Here is a 22,450-nt window from a genome sequence, read left to right as displayed (position 1 = left end):
CCGCGCAACCGGTCTACAAGAGTGGCCAAACGGGACCGGACGGGGTGGCGATGACGGGCGGGCGATGACGGGCGGGCGAGAGCGGCGGGACGGGGTGCCCGGGCTGGTGATGACGGCACGGCCGCGGCCACGGCGGGCGGCCTTGTGGCAACCGGGCCGGCGCTTCGGGCTGAACGAGGCGCTGTGGCTGGCCACCCTGCTCCTGCTCGGCGACAGCGTGCTGCGCCTGAGCATGGGCCTGTCGCAATCGCTCGGCTTCCGCTTCGGCTGGCTCAGCCTCGCCGACCTGCCGCCGGCGCTGCAGCTCTGGCTCCCGCAGATGCCGGCCTGGCAGGACACGCTGTACGGCCTGGCCTTTCTCGGCGCGCTGGCCGGGGCCGTCCTGGTGATCCTGCGCCGTGCCGCGGCGCTCTGGGTGTGCGTCATCGCCGGTGCCCTCGCCCTGATCGACTGGGCCCTGCTGCCGAGCCCGCCCGACGGCCGGGCCCAGTGGCTGCAATACCTTACTTTCGTGCAGTACTTCCTCCTCGTCGGCCTGGTCATCTGGCTGCGCCAGCGGCGGGTGCTGGTGTGAGGGAGGCGGGCTCTCGCCTTCGCGTCGAACAAGCGGGCCCCGCGCGCCCGCACCCCTCCATTCATCGCTGGCCGAGAGTTCGCCCTGGGGCCCGCTGGCAGACAAGCGAAGCATGGAGGCCTCCGACGCGGGGCGTCGCTGTTTCCACCGGCGCCTTCCTTTCCGTCAGCATCCGTTTCATCCGACCCCCCCGCTCAATCCTCCTCCGCGGGCGGGAGATGTTGGGCCAGCCAGGCGTGCAGGTCGGGGGCCAGGGCCGCGGTGGCCTCGATGATGGCCTTGCGTGTGGCCTGTTCGCCGGCCGGCAGGCCTGGAATGTCGGGGGGCCAGTTGAGGGGTTCCAGCTTGACCTTTTGCACCGCCTCCTCCTTCGCCGGCTCGGACGGCGGCGTGGTCAGGATTTCGCGCTGGTGCTCGAGATCCCAGTCGATCTCGATCAGGCGGGCCAGGAAGAGGGTGGGATCGTCGCGCGTCTTCTCGCCGCGCAGCCGGCTCAGGCGCTCGTCATGGAGGAGTTGCTCCGGGTCGGGCACGGCGTACTTGAGCCGCTTCAGGGCCAGCGCCGTGCGCACCGCGGCGGCGGCCTCGGCATGGGCCCCGGCGCGCGCCGCCTCGGCTGCCTGGCGGCGGCTCTCCAGCAGGGCGGCCACCAGCGGGTCGTCCTCCGCCGCGCGCGGGCGCAGGGGCAGGCGGTCGGGCGCCTCCGGGTAGAGGGCGTTGAAGGCGTGCGGATCGAAGGCCGCGTCGGCGCTGTGCTCGGGGGCGGCGGGGCCGCGGCGGTGGGTGGGTCTCATGGGGTTCTTTCCTTTTAAGGTGCCGGATTGGGGGCGCCTGCGCCCGCACCAACCCATTCATCGCTTGCCGAGAGTTCGCCTCAGGGGGAATTCCAACTCAAGGCGCATGCCCGCGGAGCGGCGCCGAAGGCGGCCTTGACTTGGAATTCCCCCTGAGGCCCGCTGGCTGACAAGCGAAGTATGGATGTTTCCGATGCGGGGCATCGCTTCCTTCACGCCCTCCTTCTTCCGGCACGCCGAAATCCGCCATGGCGGCCATCGCCTGGCGATACGGGAGGGAACGGGGCGGCGGGACGAACCTGCCGAAATTTCTAAACAAGGGTCCATCACGCCACCCCGTTCGCGGAGATTTGGGCCAGGCCTCGCGGCACCGGATTCCAGACCGGTCGGTAGGGGCGATCCATGATTAGTGTCGCCGCGACCTCCCGATAGCCCCGCCAGCGTTCCGGCTGGTCACAGCCGACACCCGGACGGGCTCCGCCCGCTCCACGACCACAGATGACCAGGCCTGCGCCTCCCGTGCCGTGAAGCCGGGGGAAGTGTCCCATGGGCCGGAGGGGGTGGGGATGAAAACGGGCGGAAAAAAGAGACCCCCTCTGATTTCATTGAAGAAACCGCCACGGACGGTCGCGAAAAGTGCGGAGAAAAAAATTTTATGACCCGCCGCCGCCCGGCTGTCGCCGCGCTATGGCGGGGCAGGCCCGCCTCCCTCTCCCGGGGGAGAGGGATCGAGGGAGAGGGGGGAAGCGGGGTCTGTCCGGATAGGGTTTCTGTGTGGCGTGGACTTTCCGGAGAGGGCGGTGTCTCCCCCCTCATCCGCCCCTTCGGGGCACCTTCTCCCCAGGGAGAAGGGGGTTCTTGTTCTGGCCGCCCGCGCCGGTGTTGCGTCCGCTCCCCCGCGTGCGGGGGAGCTTGGGGCGCCAGCCCGCCTGAGGGGGCTGCGGCTGGGGCTAGGTCGATAGCAACTCCTGGCAGCCGTGGGTATCCCCATTCTCTTGTTGACGATCAAACGATTATTTCGTGGTGACGACAGAAGTGAAGCTGGCTACTGTGCGGTTGTGCAGGGTGTTAGGGAGCAGAAAAGAATGAAACTCACTCCGTGGGAGCCTGACCTTCGAACTTTAGTCGCACGAATAGACGATAAAGAAATTGATTTGCAGCCCGAGTTTCAAAGACAAGAGGTTTGGTCAAAAACTAAACAGAAAAAACTGATCGACACAATATTGAGGGAGTGGTCAATTCCCCCAGTTCACTTAGTGCTTTCGCCTGACCGTACGTTGGAAGTGTTGGATGGACAGCAGCGGCTGGTCGCAGTGCGCGACTTTTTTCACAATCGATTTGCGATCGACGGCCAAGTGACGCCGCGAGATGATTCTATTCTAGGTCTCAATCGAAAACTCTACCGGCAACTTGATACGGTCACAAGGCGTCAAATTGAGGGTTATTCGATTAAATGCTTCCGGATTACAGACTATAAACCCGAAGAGCCAAGCGAACTATTTTACAGGTTAAACCAACCCACGGTTTTAACGGCCGGTGAGCAAAGAAACGCGTTATTCGGACCTGCCCGCGACCAGTTAAAGAAAATTGTGGCGCACTTTGAGGAGTCTGGAAGCGAAAAGGGAACTATAGGTTTTTCCAACGTGCGTCTAGCCTATGACGATGTTATCGCTCGATTGCTATACTTTATAGAGCGTCGGAGTATTGGCGTAAAAAGTACTGAGTCACGTATTTCCGAACGCTTCCGGCAAAAAGATCCATTTTCTGAACATGTTTTTCAGCGCGCTATTAATTCTATAAACTTGTTCTCTAGTGCACGAGAAAATTTAGGGTCTATAAGATTAAATAAGGCTTCACTTCTTTCATTGCTAATTTTTTTCTCAAGAGAGGGTGTCGGCAACCAGCCTTTGACAGATATTCTTGCTTTAATTGCCAAGCAAAACTGTAATCATCGGAGTGAGCTGATAAATACATATCTCGCAATATTCGAAGACAGGTCCAGTTTGCGCGTGACCGATGTGACATCTGTTGTACTTCGGGATATTGCGTTATCGGTAATTTACGAGGAATTTTACAATGCTGCTCCTCCGCTCCCATATTACCGACGTATTTCTAGTGATCTCAAGAGGGTAGTAAACGACTCCAGTGGGTTGGCACCAGATGATTTCGTTATCAATGCCATCGACCTGGATGAATGGAGCTCCCAGATATGAGGGAGTGCAATATCAAGCGCGACTGGCGTTCGCTGGGTGTCCCACTTGATGACCGCGCGCCCGGAGTTAAAGCGATCCGGGTCTCTGGTGTCCCGGGGCTGGATCAGTTCGAGCTCGCACTGGATACGCGACTAACGATTCTTGCTGGCACAAACGGGGCAGGTAAGACATCGCTACTTCGGGCCATTTGGGCTGGCTTGGCAGGTGAAAACGCTGTGGTCGACATCTTTTCTGGCGGCACGGTGGAAGTTGATATCCGAATGGGAGCCGACCTGGTCTCTAACAGAGCCGTCCTCTCATCTGGTAGCGTCGACTCATTTGAGGGCGAGGTGGCTAATTGTATCCATATTGATGGTGCGGCCTCCAGTCGAGCGAGCAGAGAGGCCTTTCGTGAATTTACTTCGTTCGACGAAATAACAAATGGTGTTGCTTCCTATAAACTATCTGACCCGGAATTGAGTGAGGTAGGGTATATACTGGGCAGGCATTATGACTCCGTGGATTTATACGAGGTAGAAATCGAACCTGGCCGGTTCGAGCCGTTCTTTCAGGCCAAATACGGTGAGGACCTGTACGATAGCAGGACGATGGGAGCAGGGGAGCTTTCTGCTCTCTACATTTGGTGGTCTCTAAAAGAAATTCCGAAATCTGCAATCGTGCTAATCGAGGAGCCTGAAGTTTTTTTGTCGCACAGTTCGCAGCAGAACCTATCAGACTACCTTGCCACTCGCTGCAAAGACCGAAATTGGAACATGGTTATCTGCACGCATTCAGGGGCGTTGATCCAACGGGCGCCTGATAGTTGTATCAAGGTTATTAGTAGAAACAGCACTGGTGTAGAAGCATTCGAGCAGCCATTTTCTCCTGTCTTGTTGGAAAAATTTGGTGTAGTTTCGGAGCTAAAAGGAATTATTGTCGTAGAAGACGATATTGCGCATCAATTATGTAAAAAAATTCTTTATCGCTTTGCTCCCGACATTAGAAAAAATATTGATATTACCTTTGGGGTTAGGGGGGAGTCTGAAATTAGGAAATTGATGTTACTTGTCGAAAATCTTAATTCGCGGATATTGTTCATTGGGGTTCTAGATGGAGACATTGAGGTCGACGAAACCGAGGGGGTTCTTAGCTTACCGGGCGGATCTTTTGAGCGTGATATAATGGGGATCGCTGAAAGCAGACCGGAAGAGTTTCGACAGGCGATAGAGATTGAGGATCTGACCGCCGTTTTGTCCGCGATGGAAGGGCATGACCCCCACGACTGGTTTAATCGGTTATCGTTAGAACTAAATATTGATAATGCGTCGCTCGTCGACAAGTTGTTTGCGTTGTGGAGCGATGATGCTGATAGAAGCGAAGAGTGTCGGCTCTTCGTAGATGCGCTCCGTGACATGATTTCTAGTGAAGGTGGTGACTAGAGCGACTGTCTACAGTGTTATTGAATTTCGGCGACCACCTGCTGCCCGCCCTACTCCCCGGTAACTTCACAATATCGCCCCGCGGCCGGGCGGTTTTCTCGTCCTCCTGCGCGCTGACGCGCTACGGAGGACTAAAACGCCTCACTCCCCCTGCAACTTCACAATCTCGTCCCGCAACCGCGCCGCCTCCTCAAACTCCAGATCCGCCGCCGCTTCCCGCATCCGCTTCTCCAGGTCCGCAACCACCGCGACCACATTCCCCCCGGCATAGGCCTCCTGCGTCTCCTTGAGGCCCTTCGGCTTGCCGCTGCCCTTCTTCCCGCGCCCCTTGCTCGCCACGCCGCGCCCCTTGGCCTGCGACTCCATCACTTCTTCCAGGATATCGCTGATCCCGCGCACGATGGTCGTCGGCGTAATCCCGTGTTCCTCGTTGTAGGCGATCTGCTTGGTGCGGCGGCGGTTGGTTTCGTCGATGGCGCGCTGCATGGAGCCGGTGGTGCGGTCAGCGTAGAGGATGACCTTGGATTCGGAGTTTCGGGCGGCGCGGCCGATGGTCTGGACGAGGGAGGTCTCGGATCTGAGGAAGCCTTCCTTGTCGGCGTCGAGGATGGCGACGAGGCCGCACTCCGGAATGTCCAGGCCTTCTCTGAGGAGGTTGATGCCGATCAGGATGTCGTAGACGCCGAGGCGGAGGTCGCGGATCAGTTCGATGCGTTCGACGGTGTCGACGTCGGAGTGCATGTAGCGGACCTTGAGGCCCTGCTCGTGCATGTATTCGGTGAGGTCCTCGGCCATGCGCTTGGTCAGGGTGGTGACCAGGGTGCGGAAACCCTTCTCGGCGGTTTCGCGGGCCTCGGCGATGACGTCGTCGACCTGGGACGCGCCATCGAGGCTGACGGGGCGGATCTCGACGGGCGGGTCGATCAGGCCGGTCGGGCGGATCACCTGTTCGGTGAAGACGCCGCCGGTCTGGTTGAGCTCCCATTGTCCCGGCGTGGCCGAGACACTGACGGTCTGGGGGCGCATGGCGTCCCATTCCTCGAATTTGAGGGGGCGGTTGTCGAGACAGCTCGGCAGGCGGAAGCCGTGGTCGGCGAGGGTCTTCTTGCGGCTGTAATCGCCCTTGTACATGGCGCCGAGCTGGGGGATGGCGACATGGCTCTCGTCGGCGAAGACGAGGGCGTCCTCGGGGATGTATTCAAACAGGGTGGGTGGCGGCTCGCCGGGCTTGCGGCCGGTCAGGTAGCGCGAATAGTTCTCGATACCGGGGCAGGAGCCGGTGGCGGCCATCATTTCCAGGTCGAACTCGGTGCGCTGCTGCAGGCGCTGGGCCTCGAGCAGCATGCCTTCCTTTTCCATCCATTCGAGGCGCGCCTTGAGCTCGGTCTTGATCTGGGCGATGGCCTGGTTGAGCGTCGGCTTGGGCGTGACGTAGTGGGAATTGGCGTAGAACTTGACGCTCTTCAAAGGCGCGATCGACTTGCCGGTCAGCGGGTCGAATTCGGAGATTTCCTCGACCTCGTCGCCGAAGAAGGAGACGCGCCAGGCGCGGTCGTCATAGTGGGCCGGGAAGACTTCCAGATTGTCGCCGCGCACGCGGAAGGTGCCGCGGATGAAGGCGGCGTCATTGCGCTTGTACTGCAAATCGACGAGCTGGCGCATGACCGAGCGCGGGTCGGCGATGTCGCCGGGTTTCAGCTCGAAGGTCATGGCGGTGTAGGTCTCCACCGAGCCGATGCCGTAGATGCACGACACCGAGGCGACGATGATGACGTCGTCGCGCTCCAGGATGGAGCGCGTGGCGGCGTGGCGCATGCGGTCGATGGCCTCGTTGATCGACGATTCCTTCTCGATGAAGGTGTCGGTGCGCGGCACGTAGGCTTCCGGCATGTAGTAGTCGTAATAGGAGACGAAATACTCCACGGCGTTGTGCGGGAAGAAGGACTTGAACTCGCCGTAGAGCTGGGCCGCCAGGGTCTTGTTGGGGGCCAGGATCAGGGCCGGGCGCTGCACCGCCTCGATGATCTTGGCCATGGTGAAGGTCTTGCCGGTGCCAGTGGCGCCGAGCAGGACCTGGTCGCGCTCGCCGCTCTCGAGGCCCTCGACGAGCTCGGCGATGGCGGCGGGCTGGTCGCCCATGGGCTCGAACTCGGACACGCATTTGAAGCGCTGGCCGCCCTCGGCCTTGTCCGGCCGGTCGGGGCGGTGCGGCGTCCACGTCGCCGGCGTCGAGCGCGGCAGCTGGTCGAGCACGAAATCGGCGGGGGCGGTCAGGGTGTCGTCGAGGGTCAGTTTCGTCATCGGGGCAATATGGGTGCTGGCGGCGGCCGGGACCAGAGCAATGGCTGTGGCGGCGCGGCGTTCCGGACAGGACGGTGTCAGGAGCACGGTGTCAGGAGGGCGGGTCATATGCGATGAGAGCCGGGTAAACCGGCCTTAACCAATCAGGCGCACCGTGATCGGTGAAAGGCAGGTCCGCCATGCAGGTCCCGGAGCTTACCCAGACAACCCTCCTTCTCGTCGACAACAGCCGGCCGGTGAGGGCCGTGCTCAAGACCCTGCTCACCGGCCTCGGTGTCCGACACATCCACGAAGCCTGCCACGGCGATGACGCGCTGGTCTCGGCCCGCCTCGGGCGGCCCGACCTGGCCATTCTCGATCATGATCTCGGGGCCCGCCACGACTACGCCCTGGTGCGCCAGTTCCGCGATCCGGGCCTCAGCCCCGACCCGCACATCCCGCTCATCCTGCTGGCCCCGACCGGGCTGGCCTGGTGTGCCGACGCGGCCCGCGCCGCCGGCGCCGACGCGGTGCTGCCCAAACCGGTGACCGCGAGCACGCTGGGCCGGCGCATCGCCGAGCTGACCGGGCTGGCCGTGCCGGACGCCGACCCGGCCGCCCCGCCGACGCTCTGGGGCGGCAGGGCGTGGGCCCTCGGGGCCTGAGGCCGGTTGCCGTGCGCGGCCTGCCGAGGGGCGACATCCGCATGGCCCGCTTAACCTTCGTTTCAAGCCTTGGCGCTAGGGTGTCCGGAGAGCTGGGGGACGCCGATGGATGACCGCAAAGCACCGCTTGACGGGCTCAACCTGCTGCTGATCGAGGATGTCGAGGCGATCCGCCGCCTGGTGTGCAAGCTGCTGGACAGCCTGGGCTGCGCGCATGTCAGCGAGGCGGCCGATTACGAGGCCGGGCGCGAGGCGCTGGCGGCCTATACCTATGACGCCATCCTGCTCGATTATGATCTGGACGGCACCATCGCGCTGCCCCTGCTGCGCCAGATGCGGCGCGAGGCCGAACACGCCAATTGCCGCACCCCGGTGCTCATGCTGACCGCCAATGCCGATGTCGAGACCGTGCGACGCTGCGTCGAGGCCGGGGCGGACAGCTACCTGGTCAAGCCGGTCATGCCGGCGCGCCTGGGCGAACGCATCCGCAAGGTGCTGGACAAGCGCCCGGATCGCCAGGCGTCGGAAGGTGCGCCGCCGGCGACGGAAGTGAGCTGGACGCGGATCTGAGCGGGGGCAGACGCAGGTCTGACCGGCCGCGTCGACCGGCTGCGCCGCAAAGCGCGGAGATAGCCATTGATCTCTTGCCGGGATGTCGCCTCAGGGAAATTTCCAAGTCAAGGGCCCGCCGTGCCGCTTCGCGGTTTCACCCTTGACTTGGAAATTCCCCTGAGGCCCGCTGGCTGACAAGAGATCAATGTTGCTCTCTGCGCCTGGGCGCGAGCGAATGATTGCCGTTAGGCTTGGCGGTCTATTGCTCCGGCACCGCGTCCGCACTGTCCCACTGCTCCGGGAAGATCAGGCCGTCCGTGTCAAAGCCGCGGGCCTCGAGGTCGGCGAGGCGGGCGTCGATGACGGCCTGGCCGGGCTGGGGCTCGCGGGCGAGCATCCACAGATAGCGGCCCTGGGGTTCCGAGACGATGGCCCAGCTGTAGTCGTCGGCCAGGTCGATGACCCAGTAATCGCCCCAGAACGGGCCGAAGAAGCTCACTTCCAGCTTGGCGTTGTTGCTGCCCTCGACGACCCGGGCGCGGCCCTCGGCGACGTCGCGCTCGCCGTCGAGCCCGCCCTTGAAGCAGGTATTGGTGACCGCGATGATGCCGTCGGCATTGCGCTCATACTCGGCCATGACGCCGTGACAGCCGCTTTCGAAGCCGTGATCGGCGCGGAAGATCTCGAACCAGCGACCGGCATAGCGCTCGAGGTCGACCGAGGGCACGGGGGCCATGGCTGGCGCGTCGTCGGCCAGCCGCGATTGCGGCGCGCAGCCGATCAGGGCGAGCAGAGGGAGGAGGAGGGCGAGGCGCATGGCGGGACTCCGGTGGCGGCGTGGGTGTGCGGGTTGAGAGTAGGGAAATGCGGCGCCGGGGGAAGGGGTTCCGGTCGGCCTTGTCCGGTCGATCTGCAAGATCGGCGCGAGCGCGCGGCGAAGCGGGGCCCTGTCCGGGCTGTCGAACGGCCGCAGAGGAGGCGAAGCAATGGCTCAGGTGACAGGAACGGGCCTGGAGGCGGGTGCGCGACTCGCTCGACGGATGGGCTGGTGCGACTGCTGGGGCACCCGCCGGAGGACGGCTGTGCGGCTGTCTGGCAGGCCGGTTGGGTGAGGTGCTCCGGCCACGCCGGGGGATGACAACGGGTGGGGCAGGGGCGAAGTCGGGGCGGATCGCCGGACCCATGGTCATTTTTTAGTGTACCGGCGCACGGTGCAGCGGTCTGGCCGGGAGCGGGCAGGGGCGCTATGAGGGCGCTGAACCGGTGCGCCGGTATCCGGCCCTGACGGGCCGGTTGCTGTTTCTGCCCCTCCCATTGTCCGCACGTCCCGGTCCCGGCCCTGATCCGAGGGCGGGCACTTGCGGCCCCGCCCTCGATGATTGACCCCTGCCATGCTGACGATTTCCAACCTCGATTACCGGATCGGCGAACGCTCTCTGTTCGAGAACGCCTCGGTGCAGATCTCCGCCGGCTGGAAGGTCGGGCTGGTGGGACGCAACGGGACCGGCAAGTCGACCCTGCTCGGGCTGATCCGCGAGGCCTTCGAACAGCCGTCGGCGGACAGCGCCATCCACCTCAGCAAGGGCGCCCGCATGGGCTGGGTGGCCCAGGAAGTGGCGGCGACCGATGACACCATCCTGGACGTCGTGCTGGCGACCGATACCGAGCGGCATGCGCTGATGCAGGAGTCCGAGACGGCGACCGACCCGGACCGGATCTCCGAGATCTTCATGCGCCTGGCCGATATCGATGCCTGGTCGGCGGAAGCGCGGGCAGCGGAGATCCTCAGCGGCCTGGGCTTCTCCACCGAAGACCAGGGGCGTCCGACCCGGCAATTCTCAGGCGGCTGGCGCATGCGCGCCGCCATTGCCGGGGTGCTGTTCTCCGAGCCCGACCTGCTGCTGCTCGACGAGCCGACCAATTATCTCGATCTCGAGGGCGCGGCCTGGCTGGAGAGCTATCTCAAGAAATACCCCTATACGGTGGTCATCGTGTCGCACGACCGGGCCATGCTGAACCGCTGCGTGACCCACACCCTGGCGCTCGAGCACAAGCAGCTGACCGTGTCGCCGGGCGGTTACGACCAGTGGCTGAAGCTGCGCGCGGCGCGCACGGCGCTGCTGGAAAGCCAGCGGGCCAAGCAGGACGCGGAGAAAGCCCACCTGCAGGCCTTCATCGACCGCTTCAAGGCCAAGGCCTCCAAGGCCAGCCAGGCCCAGTCGCGGGTCAAGATGCTGGAGAAGATGCAGGACATCACCGTGCCGCTGGCCGAGCGCACGACGCCGTTCAATTTTCCGGCCTCCGGCGACAAGCTGTCGCCGCCGCTGCTGCAGATGAGCGGGGCTTCGGTGGGGTATGGCGAGGATGCGGTGATCCTGACGGACCTGGATCTGCGGCTCGACCCGGACGACCGGATCGCCATCATCGGTGCCAACGGCCAGGGCAAGACGACGCTGGTCAAGTCGATCGCCAACCGCCTGCCCCTGCTGGCCGGCGACCGGGTCGCTCCGGGATCGCTGCGCATCGGCTATTTCTCGCAGGACCAGATGGACGAGTTGCGGCCGGGCGAAACCGTGCTCGACCATGTCCGCGACGCGCTGCCGGAAAAGGTGACGGAATCCAAGCGGCGCGCCGTCGCCGCCGCCATGGGCTTCTCGCACGAGAAGGTCGAGACGGTGATCGACAAGCTGTCCGGCGGCGAGAAGGTGCGTCTGCTGATGGGCCTGATGTCGCTCGACAAGCCGCACATCCTGATCCTCGACGAGCCGACCTCGCACCTCGACATCGACAGCCGCGAAGCGCTGATCTACGCGCTCAACGAGTACAGCGGCGCCGTGGTGCTGATCACCCACGACGTTTACCTGGCCGAGGGCACTGCGGACGAGCTCTGGCTGGTCAAGGACGGGCGGGCCTCGCGCTATGGCGGCAGCCTGCAGGATTACCGCAAGCTGGTGCTGCAGGCCGATCGCGGGGCGGCCTGAAACCGGCTGACGCCGGGAATGCCGGGGTCCGGATTGTCCAATTCGTGATTTGCCGCCTCAAGGGGGGCGCGACTAGGCTTTTCCTCCGAGACGATTTCCGGGGGGAAGACATGCCATATCCGCGCGCCTGGCTCTGGTTGCTGGCCATCATTCCGTTCATCATTCCGGCCTTCTGGCGCAATTATTTTGCCGCCCTGGACAGCGTGCCGGTGGCGTTTCACCTGCACACCGTGTCGGCCAGCGCCTGGCTGGTCCTGCTGATTGCCCAGTCCTGGTCGGTGCACCATGGCCGCATCGGCCTGCACCGGATGGCCGGCAAGGCGAGCTTTGTCGTCATTCCGCTTTTCATCGCCGGCGGGCTGATGGTGTTGTCGACCATGGCGCGCGCGGTTTCGCCCTTCTACGACCTCTATGCCAGCTCGCTGGGGTTCTACGATGTCATAGCGGTGGCCGGGTTCGGGGTGCTGACCTGGTCGGCCCTGCGCCACCGCCGCCAGGTCCAGTTGCACAGCCGCTATATGCTGGCGACCGTCTTCCTGCTGCTCGGACCGGTCTATGTGCGCATTCTCAATGCCTATGTCCCGGCGCTGCAGATCCGCGGGCCGGAGGATTTCTGGCTGTTCTACTGGACGCTGATGGCGGTGCAGGGGGTGCTGGTGCTGGCAACCGCATGGCTGGCCGTGAGGTCCGGGCGCTGGGGACGACCCTGGTGGGGGCTGTGCGGACTGCTCGTGGTGCAGGGCGCGGCGTTCGGTTGGCTGGGCCGGCTGCCGGCGTGGCGCGAGATGTTTGCGGCCTATGGCACGGTGCCGACGGGGTTGTTGATCGGGCTCGGCATCGGGGCCGGGGTGGTGCTGGTCTGGCATGCCTGGGCGGCCGGCAAGCGCCGGCCGAAGGCGGCGGCGATGGTGGCGGAGTAGGGCGCGCGCCCTCGACCGTGATGGAGTGCGGGGCCGCACGTACGAACACGGCAAGGCGGCCGGGAGACTCCAACCGGGCGGTCGTCGACCCGGTGGGTCTCCCGGCCCCTGCGTGCAAGACCCTCAGTAGGCGCGGGTGATGCGGTACTGGTCGGCCATGTCGTGCCCCGGCCAGCCGAGGCGGATCCAGTTGCGGTGCAGGTCGATCTGCATGTCCATGTCGCGGCTGTCATCGCGCAGATAGACCGACCACTGGTCGCGATGGGTCTCGCGGAAGCGGTAGGTGCGCTGGCCCTGGCTGTTGATTTCGACCCAGTCGGTATTGCCATCCATGGTGAAGACGCCGCCGTCATGATGGACCTCGACGGCCATCCGGCCATTCACGCGGGCATCGGATTCGGTGATGCGGTAGTGATCGCTCATCGGCTGGCCGGGCCAGGCGAGGCGAACCCAACCAGTATGGAGATCGATCTGCATCTGCATGTTGCGGCTGTCATCACGCAGGTAGACCGACCAGTCGTCGCGGTGGGTCTCGATCCAGGTGAAGCGCGGCGCCGGGTTTCCCTGGCCGAATTCCTGCCAGGTGCGCGGCTGGTTGATGCGCTCGAAGCTGCCGCCATCGAAGCGGATGAAGGTGGCGTTCTCCCCCGTGACCTGGGCCAGGGCGCCGGTTGACCCCGCCACCACGCCGAGCGCAGCCAGTGCGATGACCAGTAATCTGATGAATGAAATCTGCATGTCCGTTTCCCCCCCCGAGGGTGTGCGTCGAGGCACCGGAATGGCGCCGACAGGATAGTGCCTGTCCATACGGGAGGTTGCGTCATGAATGTCAACTGAACGCGGACAATGAGGCTGGCCCGGGCGTGCTCAGCCGCAGCTGTGGACCCACGGGACGCCGACATGCTCGATCGGGGTGTCGGGGTCTTCGCCCTCGGCATCGACGCTGAAACCCTCGGCGGCCACGACCAGATAGCCGTTGAGCGCGTCAAACACCGCGTCCGAGCGGTAGGTCCGGGCTGCGCTGGCAATGCTGGCGCCGGGTGGCAGGCCGCCGGGCAGGATGAAGTCGAAACGGCGGGGTTCGGCGTGGGCGTCGGACGGCGCGTCCGGCACGAAACCGGTCCAGCTGTGGAACACCCGGCCCTCGCCGAAATCCGCGAAGTGGACCGACAGGCCCCGCCAGCCGATGGCGCGCTCCTCGCGGGCTCCGGTACAGCCGCTCTCCCAGCCGGAATCCCAGGCCGGTTGGCCGAGCTGGCCGACGAGCGCGGCGTGGGCATCGTCCGCGGCGCTGCCCAGCGCCACGCCGAGCAGTTCGCCCGGCACGACCGGGATGCGGGTCTGGGCCTGGGCGGGGGGAGCAAGGACGGTGGCGCAGACTAGGCTGGCCAGGGCGGACAGGACGAAGCGGGCAGGCAGGGGCATGGCGGGACTCGGGCGGGTTGGCGGGCCGGTTGCCGACGGTGGCAGGCGCGCTGCGGTTTGGCCAGTGGCGGGGGCGGTCGAGATTCTGGCGCAGAACGGACGCGACAGCGCCCGTACCAGCCCATTGATCTCTTGCCGGGATGTCGCCTCAGGGGGATTTTCAAGTCAAGGGCCCGCCGGGCCGCTTCGCGGTTTCACCCTTGACTTGAAAATCCCCCTGAGGCCCGCTGGCTGACAAGAGATCAAGGGTCCAAACCGCGCTCTAGCGCGATGACGGAACGGATCGGCACCCGCTTCGTGGGACGCCCGACTTGGATGGACCCGAGCCCCGCCCGTCCTGGTCCGGGATGGCGACGACCCGCAAGGCCGGCGGCGTCGCCGGCGCGCGGGTCGGGGGGACCGGGTGCGGCCGCGCGACGCCGCCCCTCCCCGCCCGCAGGCGTGGCATGGGACGCCGGCCTGGCCCGTTCGGGTCAGGCCTCGTCGAACACGTTGGCCTCGAGCACTTCGTCGAGACCGATTTCCAGATAATCGCCCAGCATGGGGGCGCCGAGCAGGTAGTCCGCGGTGGGGCCGGAGCGGCGCGAGCGCGCCTCGTTCACCGCCTTGCGGAATTCCTTGCCCTCGTAATCGCCGCGCCCGATCCAGTAGAGCGCCACCAACTCGGCCTGGGCTTCCTCGTCGAGCGCCGACAGCCAGTCCTCGATCTCGTTGCGGACCGGGTCGCTGTCGCCGGTCAGCAGGATTTCCACGGCATCGGTCTCGTCGCTGTCGGGATCGCGTTCGAAGTCGTCGATCTGTTCCTTGCTGTCATAGGCGCGCGCCCGCAGGATGAGTTTGCGCACGGTCTGCTGGGACAGGTTCATGTCTCGCCCTTTCCTGGTTCGGTACTGGGTCCTGGTTCGGTTCTGGGTCCTGGTTCGGTTCTGGGCCCTGGTTCGGTCGTGATCCGGACCGGCCGGGGCAGGCCGGGCCCGGTCCTGTGACGTCGAGTGGTTCAAGTCCTATGGCTACGCTGTACGAAATGCCGGGGCCGGGCGGGCTGCCGGGGCGGGGCGCAGGGCGCGCGGCGCGTCGGGGCAGGCGGGACCGACCGTCGCAAAATCCTAGCACAGGGCCGGGGCGCTCCGCGATCACAAAGCGTACGATGCGTGATTTTCCGGCGGCAGAGCAGGCAAGGCGAGGACATATCAGACGCTTGGCGCGCGGTCTTGGTGTGCCGGCCCGATGGCGCAATGGTGCCTGTCGACGCGGCGGCGCAATCAAGCTTTGGTTAAGGTCACATCGTCAGTATTGTCGACGAGCTGATTCACCGCCGTTATCGCGAGATTCCATGTCCGGCAGTTTCGACCGCATTCGCGTCCTGATCGTCGAGGACAATGCCCACATGTCGACCATCCTGCGGACCATCCTGCAGGGCTTCGGGGTGCGGACCATTGTCGAGGTGCGCGACGCGGCGGACGCCTTCGAGACAATGCGCGACGTCAATCCGGATTTCGCCCTGGTTGATTACATGCTGGGCGATCTGAACGGGCTGGAGTTCACCCGTCTGGTGCGCACGGCCTCGGACTCGGCCAACAAATACCTGCCGATCATCATGGTGACCGGCCATACCGACCGCTCCAAGGTGCTCGAGGCGATCAATGCCGGGGTCAATGAATACCTGGCCAAGCCTGTGCGCCCGGTTGACCTGTTCCACCGTATCTCGGCCCTGATCGAGCGGCCGCGCCGCTTCATCAAGGCACCGACCTATTTCGGTCCCGACCGTCGCCGCCGCCAGGACCCGCGTTTTACCGGCCCCTGGCGCCGCTCGACGGACGAGGAAGAGGCGGCGAGCTAGGGCGGCTCGTCCTGCCCGGCGTGCGCGCCGACTTCCCGGTATCTCCAGAACACGATGACCGCCTCGCTGGCGCCGGTGGCCTTGCGCTTGGCGATGATGCGGGCGAAGTCGGCATTGTCGACGAGCAGGACGTCGCCGAGCTGGACCAGTTCCTCGGCGCGGATCAGGGCGGTATCGCAGCTGCGCGGGGCGCCGCAGCCGGAGCGGCAGGCAATTGCGTCGGCCGTGTCGCTGAGGCGGGTGAGCCGGATCGCGGCCGGCGGATCGGTGACGAGGATGCGCCCGAAGGCGTCGAAGCGCAGCGTGTCGAGGCGGAACAGCACGCCGTGGCCGGAATTCATGCCGGATATCATGCCCGTCACTCCCTGACCGGCGTCCGCCACAAATCGCACTTAAAGTGTAACGCTTCTATTGATCTACTTCAAGTTGCTATCTGGCCGCTTTCAGCAGGGCGTCAATCTCCTCGCGCCGCGTGCACCAGGCGGTAACAAAACGCGCCGAGCCGTCGGGCCACTGGTAGAAGCCGGCGCCGGCCTGGCGCAGGCGGTCGCCGAGCGCCTCGGGCAGGCGGGCGAAGACCTCATTGCCGTCGACCGGGTGCTGGATCTCGACGCCGTCGAGGGCGGCCAGGCCGTCGGCGAGTTCGCGGGCGCAGGCATTGGCGTGGCCGGCCAGCTGGAGCCAGAGATCATCCTTGAGCCAGGCCTCGAACTGGGCGGCCAGGAAGCGCATCTTGGGGGCCATGTGACCGGCCCGTTTCTGGCGCGCCTGGAGCTCTTCGAAGCGGTCCATGACGGAGGGGAAGAGGATCACCGCCTCGGCCCCGAGGGCGCCGTTCTTGGTGGCGCCAAGGCAGAGCGCGTCGGCGCCGGCCTTCCAGCTCAGCTCTGCCGGGGTGCATCCGAGATGCACCAGGGCATTGGCGAAGCGGGCGCCGTCGAGGTGAAGGAAGGCGGGGCGGTCACCGAGCCGCGCCTTGCGCTCGGTGATTTCGGCGGGGGTATAGGTGGTGCCGCTCTCGGTCAGGTTGGACAGGGAGAGGACGCGGATCGGGGCGGAATGCACGAAGCCTTCCGGGATCTGGGCCACGGCGCGGTCGAGCTCGGCCAGGTCGATGCGCGCATGGGCGCCGCGCAGGGGGACCAGCTTGGCGCCGCCGGTGAAGAATTCCGGTGCCCCGCGCTCGTCGCGGTGGATGTGGGCCTCGTCATGGCACAGCACGACGCCGTGCGGCGGTGTCAGGACCGACAGGGCGAGGGCATTGGCCGCCGTGCCGGAGACCGTGAACAGGACTTTCAGCTCGGTCTCGAAGATCTCCTGCAGCCGGGCCTCGACACGGGCCGAGATGGCGTCATTGCCATAGCTGGGCGCGTAGCCGCCATTGGCCGCGGTGAGCGCCTTGAGGATGTCGGGATGGGCGGGGGCGGTGGTGTCGGAGAGGAAGTTCATGGGCCGCAGTGAAGTGAGGTCCGCGGCCGCCGTCAATCACCAAAACCCGGGTCGGGGTGGAGTGCCGGCAGCGTGTCACGCATCGAGTCGGCGGAAGAGGGTTGGCTGCCGGGCTTGGCAGCGAGGGTCGGCTGGCCGGCCAGGTCGCGCACAGGCAGGCCGCGGCCCTCGAACAGGGCGCGGAGCTGGTCCTCGGTCAAGCCGGCCAGGGCGGCCTCGGCCTTGGCGATGTTTTCCGGACTGGCGAATTGCAGCATGGGAAGACCTTCCGAGCCGTCGCTCGGCGGACAGGCGAGGGCGTCGCGATTGGCGTCGGAGGTGGACAGGCAGAAGGCGGCGCGCACTGTCCCGGGCGTCGCCGAGGCGGGAGCCGGCAGGGGCCGCACCGGGCCAGTCCAGTCGGGCAGGGCTTCCGGTTCCGGGCCGACAGGGGGCTCGTCCCCGGTGTCGGACAAGCCCGGGATGATGGCGGGAGGCGACGCCCTTGCCGGGGCGGCCGGAGGTGGGGGAGGTTGCGAGGCTGTTGCCGGCTCTGGCTCGGGCTCCGGCTCGGGCTCGGGCTCCGGCTCGGGTTCGGGAGGCAGGGTGACGAGCACGACGTCCACCGCGTCCGTCAGTGGCGCCAGCACCTCTGGCCGGGGCGAGCCAAGGAGGGCGGCGATGATGATCGCATTGCCAGCCAGAGCCAGGCCGACGGCCAGCGCGCGGCGGGCAACAGGACGTTCAGGCAGGCGTCGCAGCCTGATCCATCCCCGCAAAATCTCCCGTTGCATGCTCACCCAATACCGCTAGCCGACTTGGGCGGGCCAGACGAGCCCTGCTGGCGTGACAATCCGGTAAGGCGGGACCTGTCAGGGCGCGCGGCGACGCGGTCTCAGGAGCACCCAGGCAAGCACGAAGAAAACCCCGATGCCCAGGCCGGCAGCGAGCTGGGCCAGGCCGGCCGGGCGCGAGGACCGGGTCGGTTCGGCGGGCATGGCGAGCGCGGCAGCGTCTGCCAGCGCGGTTTCGTCTTCCGGTTCCAGACCTGCCGCGGGCGGCAGCGTCGCCTCGGCGACAAAGGCGCCGTCGGCGTAGAAGATGGTGGCCCCGCCTTCGGCGCGGGCCTCGGCCCACAGGAAGAGGCAGACAATGAGCGCGATGATGGCCAGTCCGAGGGCAAACCATGAGGGTCCGCCCGAGGACTGGTTGTCTGGTGATGCCGGCATGTGAAGTCCCTCCCGATGCCGCGCCGCGTCCCCGAACGCTGCGGCATCGCCCTCTCTCCGGCGACAAAGCTGGGCCGGGAAGGGGGAGGTGAGGGGGCCGAAACAGGGCGATTGCGTGGCCAAATGCGGCGAGACTGGGGCGGCGGACCGGGCGCGGCGTGTTGGCAGGGGTGCAGTTAGCCCGGCCGCGCGCTTCCCCGGTCGCGGCAAACCCCTTAAAGGTGTGGACGAAACCGGCCTGATGATGGAGAGACGAGTTTGAGCGACATCCTGTCCAACGCTGTCGGCCGGATTGCGGCCAGCCCGACCCTGGCCCTGGTCAAGCAGACCCAGGAACTCAAGGCGCAGGGCATCGACGTCATTTCGCTGGGAGCCGGCGAGCCGGATTTCGAGACGCCGGAGCATGTCAGCGAGGCCGGCATCGCGGCGATCCGCAATGGTGAGACGAAGTACACCACGGTGGACGGCACGCCGGCGCTCAAGCAGGCCATTGTCGACAAGTTCAAGCGCGACAACGGCCTCGATTACACGGCCGATCAGGTGCACGTGGCACCGGGCGGCAAGCCGGTCATCTTCAACGCCTTCATGGCCAGCCTGAACGCTGGCGACGAGGTCATCATCCCGGCGCCCTACTGGGTGACCTACCCGGAAGTGGTCAAGATGGTCGGCGGGACGCCGGTGACGGTGGAAACCCGACTGGAGGATGGCTACAAGCTGACCGCCGAGGCGCTCGAGGCGGCGATCACCGAGAACACGCGCTGGGTCATCATCAACTCGCCGTCCAACCCCACCGGCATGTGCTACAGCGCCGACGACCTGGCCGCCCTGGCCGAGGTGCTGATGCGGCATCCGCGGGTCTGGGTGATGACCGACGACATGTATGAGCACATTGTCTATGACGGCTTCCGCTTTGCCACCATTGCCGCCGTCGAGCCGCGCCTCAAGGAGCGGACGCTGACCATGAACGGCGTGTCCAAAGCCTATTCGATGACCGGCTGGCGCATCGGCTATGCGGCCGGGCCGGAGACGCTGATCCGGGCCATGCGCAAGGTGATCTCGCAGACCACGTCAAACGCCTGCTCGATCAGCCAGGCCGCAGCCGTGGCGGCGCTCAACGGCTCGCACGACTTTCTCGAGGGCCGCAATGCCGCCTTCAAGCGGCGCCGCGATGCCATGGTCGCCGCGCTCAATGATTGCGACGGACTGGTGGCGCCGACGCCGGAGGGCGCGTTCTACATATTCGTCGACTGCGCGGGCGCGCTTGGCAAGCACACCGCGGTCGGGCGGACGATCGAGACGGACAGCGACTTCTGCGCGGCGCTGCTTGAAGACCAGGCCGTGGCGGCCGTGCCGGGGGTGGCCTTCGGGCTGGAGCCGGGCTTTCGCGTGTCCTATGCGACGGATGACGAGACCCTCGCCGAGGCCGGGCGCCGTATCAAAAAGTTCTGCGCTTCTCTCAAACGCCCATAGTCTCGCTCTATACCACCTCCAGTAAATCCTCATTGGATTTAGGAACGCGGTCGCCCCATATACGTTGACGAACCACGGCATTGCGCCGTCCGCCAACCGAGATGGAGACGATTATGAGCATCAATATGGGTCTGACCGACAGCCAGCGCGAAACCATGGCCGACGCCGTGACCGCCGTGCTGGCCGATACCTACGCCCTGTACTTCAAGACCCACGTCTACCACTGGAACGTGACGGGCCCGCGCTTTCACGACCTGCACGCCCTGTTCGAGGAGCAGTACAACGAGATGTGGGCGGCCACCGACGAGATTGCCGAGCGAATCCGCGCCCTCGATGTCGTGGCGCCGCGCACCTATAGCGAAATGACCAGCGCCGCCTCGATCAAGTCCGGTGGCGAGGCCAAGGATGCCGACGGCATGGTGCGCGACCTGCTGGAAGGTCACCAGGCCGTGGTCAAGACGCTGCGCGAGACGCTCGAGAAAGCCGACGAGCACGGCGACGAGGCGACGGCCGACATCCTAGCGCCGCGCGTCACCGCGCACGAGAAATTTGCCTGGATGCTGCGCTCGACCTTGGGCTGAACCGGCTCATACCCGGACTGAAGCGACAACCCCGGTGCTGCCTGGCACCGGGGTTTTTGTTGAACAGCGGGGTCAGGGGGCATCGGCACTCCAGGTCCAGACCTGACCGCGCCGAACCTCCCGAAATCCGAGCTTCCGCAGGATGGGCTGGCTCTGCGGGCCGGCTTCCACGAAGGCCCACTTCTTTCCCGCCGCTCGCGCTTCGGCCAGGCGGCTGTGCACCAGGGCCCGATAGCCGCCTTCGCCGCGTCGGTCAGGATGGGTGCTGCCGCTTCGCAACAGGACGGCCGGCAGGCCCTCGTGGAGGTCCATCTGACCGGCGGATATCCAGCCGGAGGCATCGCCCCAGAGGTAGCTGCGAGTGCGATCGGTCGCCAGCAGTGCGGCGCGACGGGCCGGGCTCAAGACTGGTGCGCTGCCAAAGGCAGCTTTCAGGATGGCCAAGTAGGCGTCGAGCTGTGCGTCGTCGCGAACGCGTGTCGCGGCGCGGCCGGACAGCCCGTCCAGTCCGGTGAGCTCGCGGACCAGGAGGGTTTCCGGCCCCATCAGGGAGAAACCGGCTTCGGCCAGCATCGAGGCGAGGCCCGCCGGGCTTGTCCTGTCGTAGACATGCCAGATCACCGGCAAGCCGCGCGTCCGGGCTTCTTCGCGCACCGAGGCCACGAGGCCGGTTGGATCGGTCACACCGCCGTCCCAGCTGACGATGAAGAGCCAGTTGCCGGCCCATGCCCTGTAGCCTCGGCCTTCAACCGGTGAACTGAGACTGCTGCCGAGTCCGCCAAGCCGGACACAATCCTGAAAGATATGGAATAAATCTGCGTGTATCATGCTGGCAGATTGGCCCAGTTTCGGCCACCGCGACAAATGACATGTAAAAAAATGCCCCGGCTGAGGTGCAGCCGGGGCAGTCGTGTGTCTGCGGGCAGGGTAGCCCGAAAAGAGTGTGCGCCGGGCCCTAAAGGGGAGGAGAGGGACCCGGCGCCAAGTGCATGCCTCAAGGGGGAGGAGATGGCATGCACGCTCAGAAGGGGGAGTTCTGAGGCGCGGCGTTGCCGCCGCGTCGGGGAGGTATATGGCGCAGGCGGTCAGGCTTCACCAGAGACGAAGTGGCATGTTAGCTATGCATAAAAGGGGCGATGCCACATTTTCGCCATGCATGATTCGCTGGACTTCCAGGGCGTTCAGCTTTGCCAGCGACGGGCCTGTTCGATCAGGAAATCGCGGAAGGCAACGATCCGGCGTGACCCCCGCAACTCGCTGGGATACACGAAGAAAACCTCGAAATCCGGTCCGTCCAGATTGGGCAGGACGGGGACCAGGCGCGGGTTTTCGCGAGCCACGTAGTCGGGCAGGGCGGCGATACCCATGCCGGCCTCGACGGCCTTCATGACGCCATAAATGGTGTTGACCTCGACCACGGCGGGGCGTGGCGGCTGGTCCTTTTCGCGGCCGGCCTTGGCCGCCCAGTCGAGACCGGGGATGGGAGCCAGCTGGGGCGGGCCGTAATAGATGATGGAGTGGTCGTCGAGCTGTTGCGGCGTCGATGGTGTGCCGCGGCGCTCGACATAGTCGTGGCTGGCATACAGGTGCTGGCGCACGCTCATCAGCTTGCGCTGCACCAGATCATTCTGGGTCGACGGCCAGGGGCGGATGCCGACCTCCGCTTCCAGTCCGGCCAGGTCGAGCTCGTGATCGTCGAGCATGAGGCGGATGCGGATCTGCGGGTATTCCTCGTGGAACTCGGCCAGGCGCGGGGCCAGCCAGGTCGCGCCGAGCGCGGTCGGGGCCGTCACCTTGAGTTCGCCCGAGGGCTCGTCGCGGGCATCGTGCACGCGGGCCTCGGCGATGGCGACGCGACCCGCGATCTCCTTGGCGGCCTCGTACAGCAGATTGCCCGGCTCGGTCGGGATCAGGCCACGGGCATGGCGGTGGAACAGGGTGACGCCGAGATCATCCTCGAGCGCGGCGATCTGGCGGCTCACCGCTGATTGCGACAGGCCGAGCAGCTCCGCCGCCTTGGTCAGCGAGCCGGCCTGGGCGGCGGCGTGGAAGGTCTTCAGCTTGTCCCAGTCCATGGCGC

The 22,450-nt window shown here is 65.4% G+C and carries 22 protein-coding genes; 10 read left to right on the top strand and 12 right to left on the bottom strand.

The annotated features are described in order from the left end of the window. The first annotated feature begins 64 nt into the window (after positions 1-64). On the top strand, positions 65-574 hold the full coding sequence (locus tag ACXYMR_RS01810; RefSeq protein ID WP_458941038.1) for a hypothetical protein: 510 nt from the start codon (positions 65-67) through the stop codon (positions 572-574). 194 nt (positions 575-768) lie between these two features. Here ACXYMR_RS01810 and ACXYMR_RS01805 read toward each other — a convergent pair whose 3' ends face one another. Further along, positions 769-1,368: a hypothetical protein gene (locus ACXYMR_RS01805; RefSeq protein ID WP_458941037.1), complete on the bottom strand. Its 600-nt coding sequence runs from the start codon at positions 1,366-1,368 to the stop codon at positions 769-771. A gap of 1,085 nt (positions 1,369-2,453) precedes the next feature. Between ACXYMR_RS01805 and ACXYMR_RS01800 the strand changes: the two genes are divergently transcribed. Then, on the top strand, positions 2,454-3,581 hold the full coding sequence (locus ACXYMR_RS01800; RefSeq protein WP_458941036.1) for a DUF262 domain-containing protein: 1,128 nt from the start codon (positions 2,454-2,456) through the stop codon (positions 3,579-3,581). Next, positions 3,578-4,999 (top strand): ATP-dependent nuclease, encoded by a 1,422-nt coding sequence (locus ACXYMR_RS01795; protein WP_458941035.1) that lies wholly within the window; start codon positions 3,578-3,580, stop codon positions 4,997-4,999. Before ACXYMR_RS01800 ends, ACXYMR_RS01795 begins: the two co-directional genes overlap by 4 nt. A 141-nt stretch (positions 5,000-5,140) precedes the next feature. Here ACXYMR_RS01795 and uvrB read toward each other — a convergent pair whose 3' ends face one another. Next, on the bottom strand, positions 5,141-7,300 hold the full coding sequence (gene uvrB / locus ACXYMR_RS01790) for an excinuclease ABC subunit UvrB (RefSeq protein WP_458941911.1): 2,160 nt from the start codon (positions 7,298-7,300) through the stop codon (positions 5,141-5,143). 179 nt (positions 7,301-7,479) lie between these two features. On the opposite strand from uvrB, the gene ACXYMR_RS01785 reads away from it, so the two are divergent. Both ACXYMR_RS01785 and ACXYMR_RS01780 read left to right on the top strand, forming a co-directional pair. Next, the gene (locus ACXYMR_RS01785; RefSeq protein ID WP_458941034.1) at positions 7,480-7,944 is read left to right on the top strand and encodes a response regulator; all 465 of its coding nucleotides are present in this window, start codon (positions 7,480-7,482) and stop codon (positions 7,942-7,944) included. A gap of 105 nt (positions 7,945-8,049) precedes the next feature. Beyond that, positions 8,050-8,514, top strand: coding sequence for a response regulator (locus ACXYMR_RS01780; protein WP_458941033.1), 465 nt, complete (start codon positions 8,050-8,052; stop codon positions 8,512-8,514). A 241-nt stretch (positions 8,515-8,755) separates the two neighbouring features. On the opposite strand, the gene ACXYMR_RS01775 is transcribed toward ACXYMR_RS01780, so the two are convergent. After that, the gene (locus ACXYMR_RS01775) at positions 8,756-9,313 is read right to left on the bottom strand and encodes a lipocalin family protein (RefSeq protein WP_458941032.1); all 558 of its coding nucleotides are present in this window, start codon (positions 9,311-9,313) and stop codon (positions 8,756-8,758) included. A gap of 574 nt (positions 9,314-9,887) precedes the next feature. On the opposite strand from ACXYMR_RS01775, the gene ACXYMR_RS01770 reads away from it, so the two are divergent. Beyond that, positions 9,888-11,477, top strand: a complete 1,590-nt coding sequence (locus tag ACXYMR_RS01770) for an ABC-F family ATP-binding cassette domain-containing protein (RefSeq protein ID WP_458941031.1) — start codon at positions 9,888-9,890, stop codon at positions 11,475-11,477. A 110-nt stretch (positions 11,478-11,587) separates the two neighbouring features. Next, positions 11,588-12,397 (top strand): hypothetical protein, encoded by an 810-nt coding sequence (locus ACXYMR_RS01765; RefSeq protein ID WP_458941030.1) that lies wholly within the window; start codon positions 11,588-11,590, stop codon positions 12,395-12,397. Between the two features lie 123 nt (positions 12,398-12,520). Here the strand turns inward: ACXYMR_RS01765 and ACXYMR_RS01760 are convergent, their stop codons facing one another. The 3 genes from ACXYMR_RS01760 to ACXYMR_RS01750 form a co-directional block, all read right to left on the bottom strand. Next, positions 12,521-13,135 carry a hypothetical protein gene (locus tag ACXYMR_RS01760; protein WP_458941029.1) on the bottom strand — a complete coding sequence of 205 codons (615 nt, stop codon included), beginning with the start codon at positions 13,133-13,135 and terminating at the stop codon, positions 12,521-12,523. A 129-nt stretch (positions 13,136-13,264) separates the two neighbouring features. Continuing rightward, positions 13,265-13,822, bottom strand: coding sequence for a hypothetical protein (locus ACXYMR_RS01755; RefSeq protein ID WP_458941028.1), 558 nt, complete (start codon positions 13,820-13,822; stop codon positions 13,265-13,267). 473 nt (positions 13,823-14,295) lie between these two features. Then, complete coding sequence (locus ACXYMR_RS01750) at positions 14,296-14,688, bottom strand: DUF3775 domain-containing protein (RefSeq protein ID WP_458941027.1); 393 nt, start codon at positions 14,686-14,688, stop codon at positions 14,296-14,298. Positions 14,689-15,155: 467 nt separating this feature from the next. Here ACXYMR_RS01750 and ACXYMR_RS01745 point away from each other — a divergent pair, with 467 nt between their 5' ends. Further along, positions 15,156-15,662, top strand: coding sequence for a response regulator (locus ACXYMR_RS01745; RefSeq protein WP_458941026.1), 507 nt, complete (start codon positions 15,156-15,158; stop codon positions 15,660-15,662). On the opposite strand, the gene ACXYMR_RS01740 is transcribed toward ACXYMR_RS01745, so the two are convergent. From ACXYMR_RS01740 to ACXYMR_RS01725, 4 genes are all read right to left on the bottom strand, one after another. After that, on the bottom strand, positions 15,659-16,015 hold the full coding sequence (locus ACXYMR_RS01740; RefSeq protein ID WP_458941025.1) for a hypothetical protein: 357 nt from the start codon (positions 16,013-16,015) through the stop codon (positions 15,659-15,661). The two genes, ACXYMR_RS01745 and ACXYMR_RS01740, sit on opposite strands and share 4 nt — an antisense overlap. Positions 16,016-16,091: 76 nt before the next feature. After that, complete coding sequence (locus ACXYMR_RS01735) at positions 16,092-17,147, bottom strand: threonine aldolase family protein (protein ID WP_458941024.1); 1,056 nt, start codon at positions 17,145-17,147, stop codon at positions 16,092-16,094. Then, positions 17,144-17,884, bottom strand: coding sequence for a hypothetical protein (locus ACXYMR_RS01730; protein WP_458941023.1), 741 nt, complete (start codon positions 17,882-17,884; stop codon positions 17,144-17,146). Before ACXYMR_RS01730 ends, ACXYMR_RS01735 begins: the two co-directional genes overlap by 4 nt. Before the next feature lie 78 nt (positions 17,885-17,962). Then, positions 17,963-18,319 carry a hypothetical protein gene (locus ACXYMR_RS01725; protein WP_458941022.1) on the bottom strand — a complete coding sequence of 119 codons (357 nt, stop codon included), beginning with the start codon at positions 18,317-18,319 and terminating at the stop codon, positions 17,963-17,965. A gap of 258 nt (positions 18,320-18,577) precedes the next feature. Between ACXYMR_RS01725 and ACXYMR_RS01720 the strand changes: the two genes are divergently transcribed. Together ACXYMR_RS01720 and ACXYMR_RS01715 are read left to right on the top strand one after the other, a co-directional pair. After that, positions 18,578-19,789 carry a pyridoxal phosphate-dependent aminotransferase gene (locus ACXYMR_RS01720; protein WP_458941021.1) on the top strand — a complete coding sequence of 404 codons (1,212 nt, stop codon included), beginning with the start codon at positions 18,578-18,580 and terminating at the stop codon, positions 19,787-19,789. 113 nt (positions 19,790-19,902) lie between these two features. Continuing rightward, positions 19,903-20,370 carry a Dps family protein gene (locus ACXYMR_RS01715; RefSeq protein WP_458941020.1) on the top strand — a complete coding sequence of 156 codons (468 nt, stop codon included), beginning with the start codon at positions 19,903-19,905 and terminating at the stop codon, positions 20,368-20,370. Between the two features lie 72 nt (positions 20,371-20,442). On the opposite strand, the gene ACXYMR_RS01710 is transcribed toward ACXYMR_RS01715, so the two are convergent. After that, on the bottom strand, positions 20,443-21,054 hold the full coding sequence (locus ACXYMR_RS01710) for a GNAT family N-acetyltransferase (protein ID WP_458941019.1): 612 nt from the start codon (positions 21,052-21,054) through the stop codon (positions 20,443-20,445). Positions 21,055-21,551: 497 nt separating this feature from the next. After that, on the bottom strand, positions 21,552-22,445 hold the full coding sequence (locus ACXYMR_RS01705) for a LysR family transcriptional regulator (RefSeq protein WP_458941018.1): 894 nt from the start codon (positions 22,443-22,445) through the stop codon (positions 21,552-21,554). Between the last annotated feature and the right edge of the window lie 5 nt (positions 22,446-22,450).

This window comes from Maricaulis sp. CAU 1757 (genome assembly GCF_054482675.1).
Note: the sequence above shows the minus strand (reverse complement) of the source record. Positions and strands in the feature narration are given on the sequence as shown.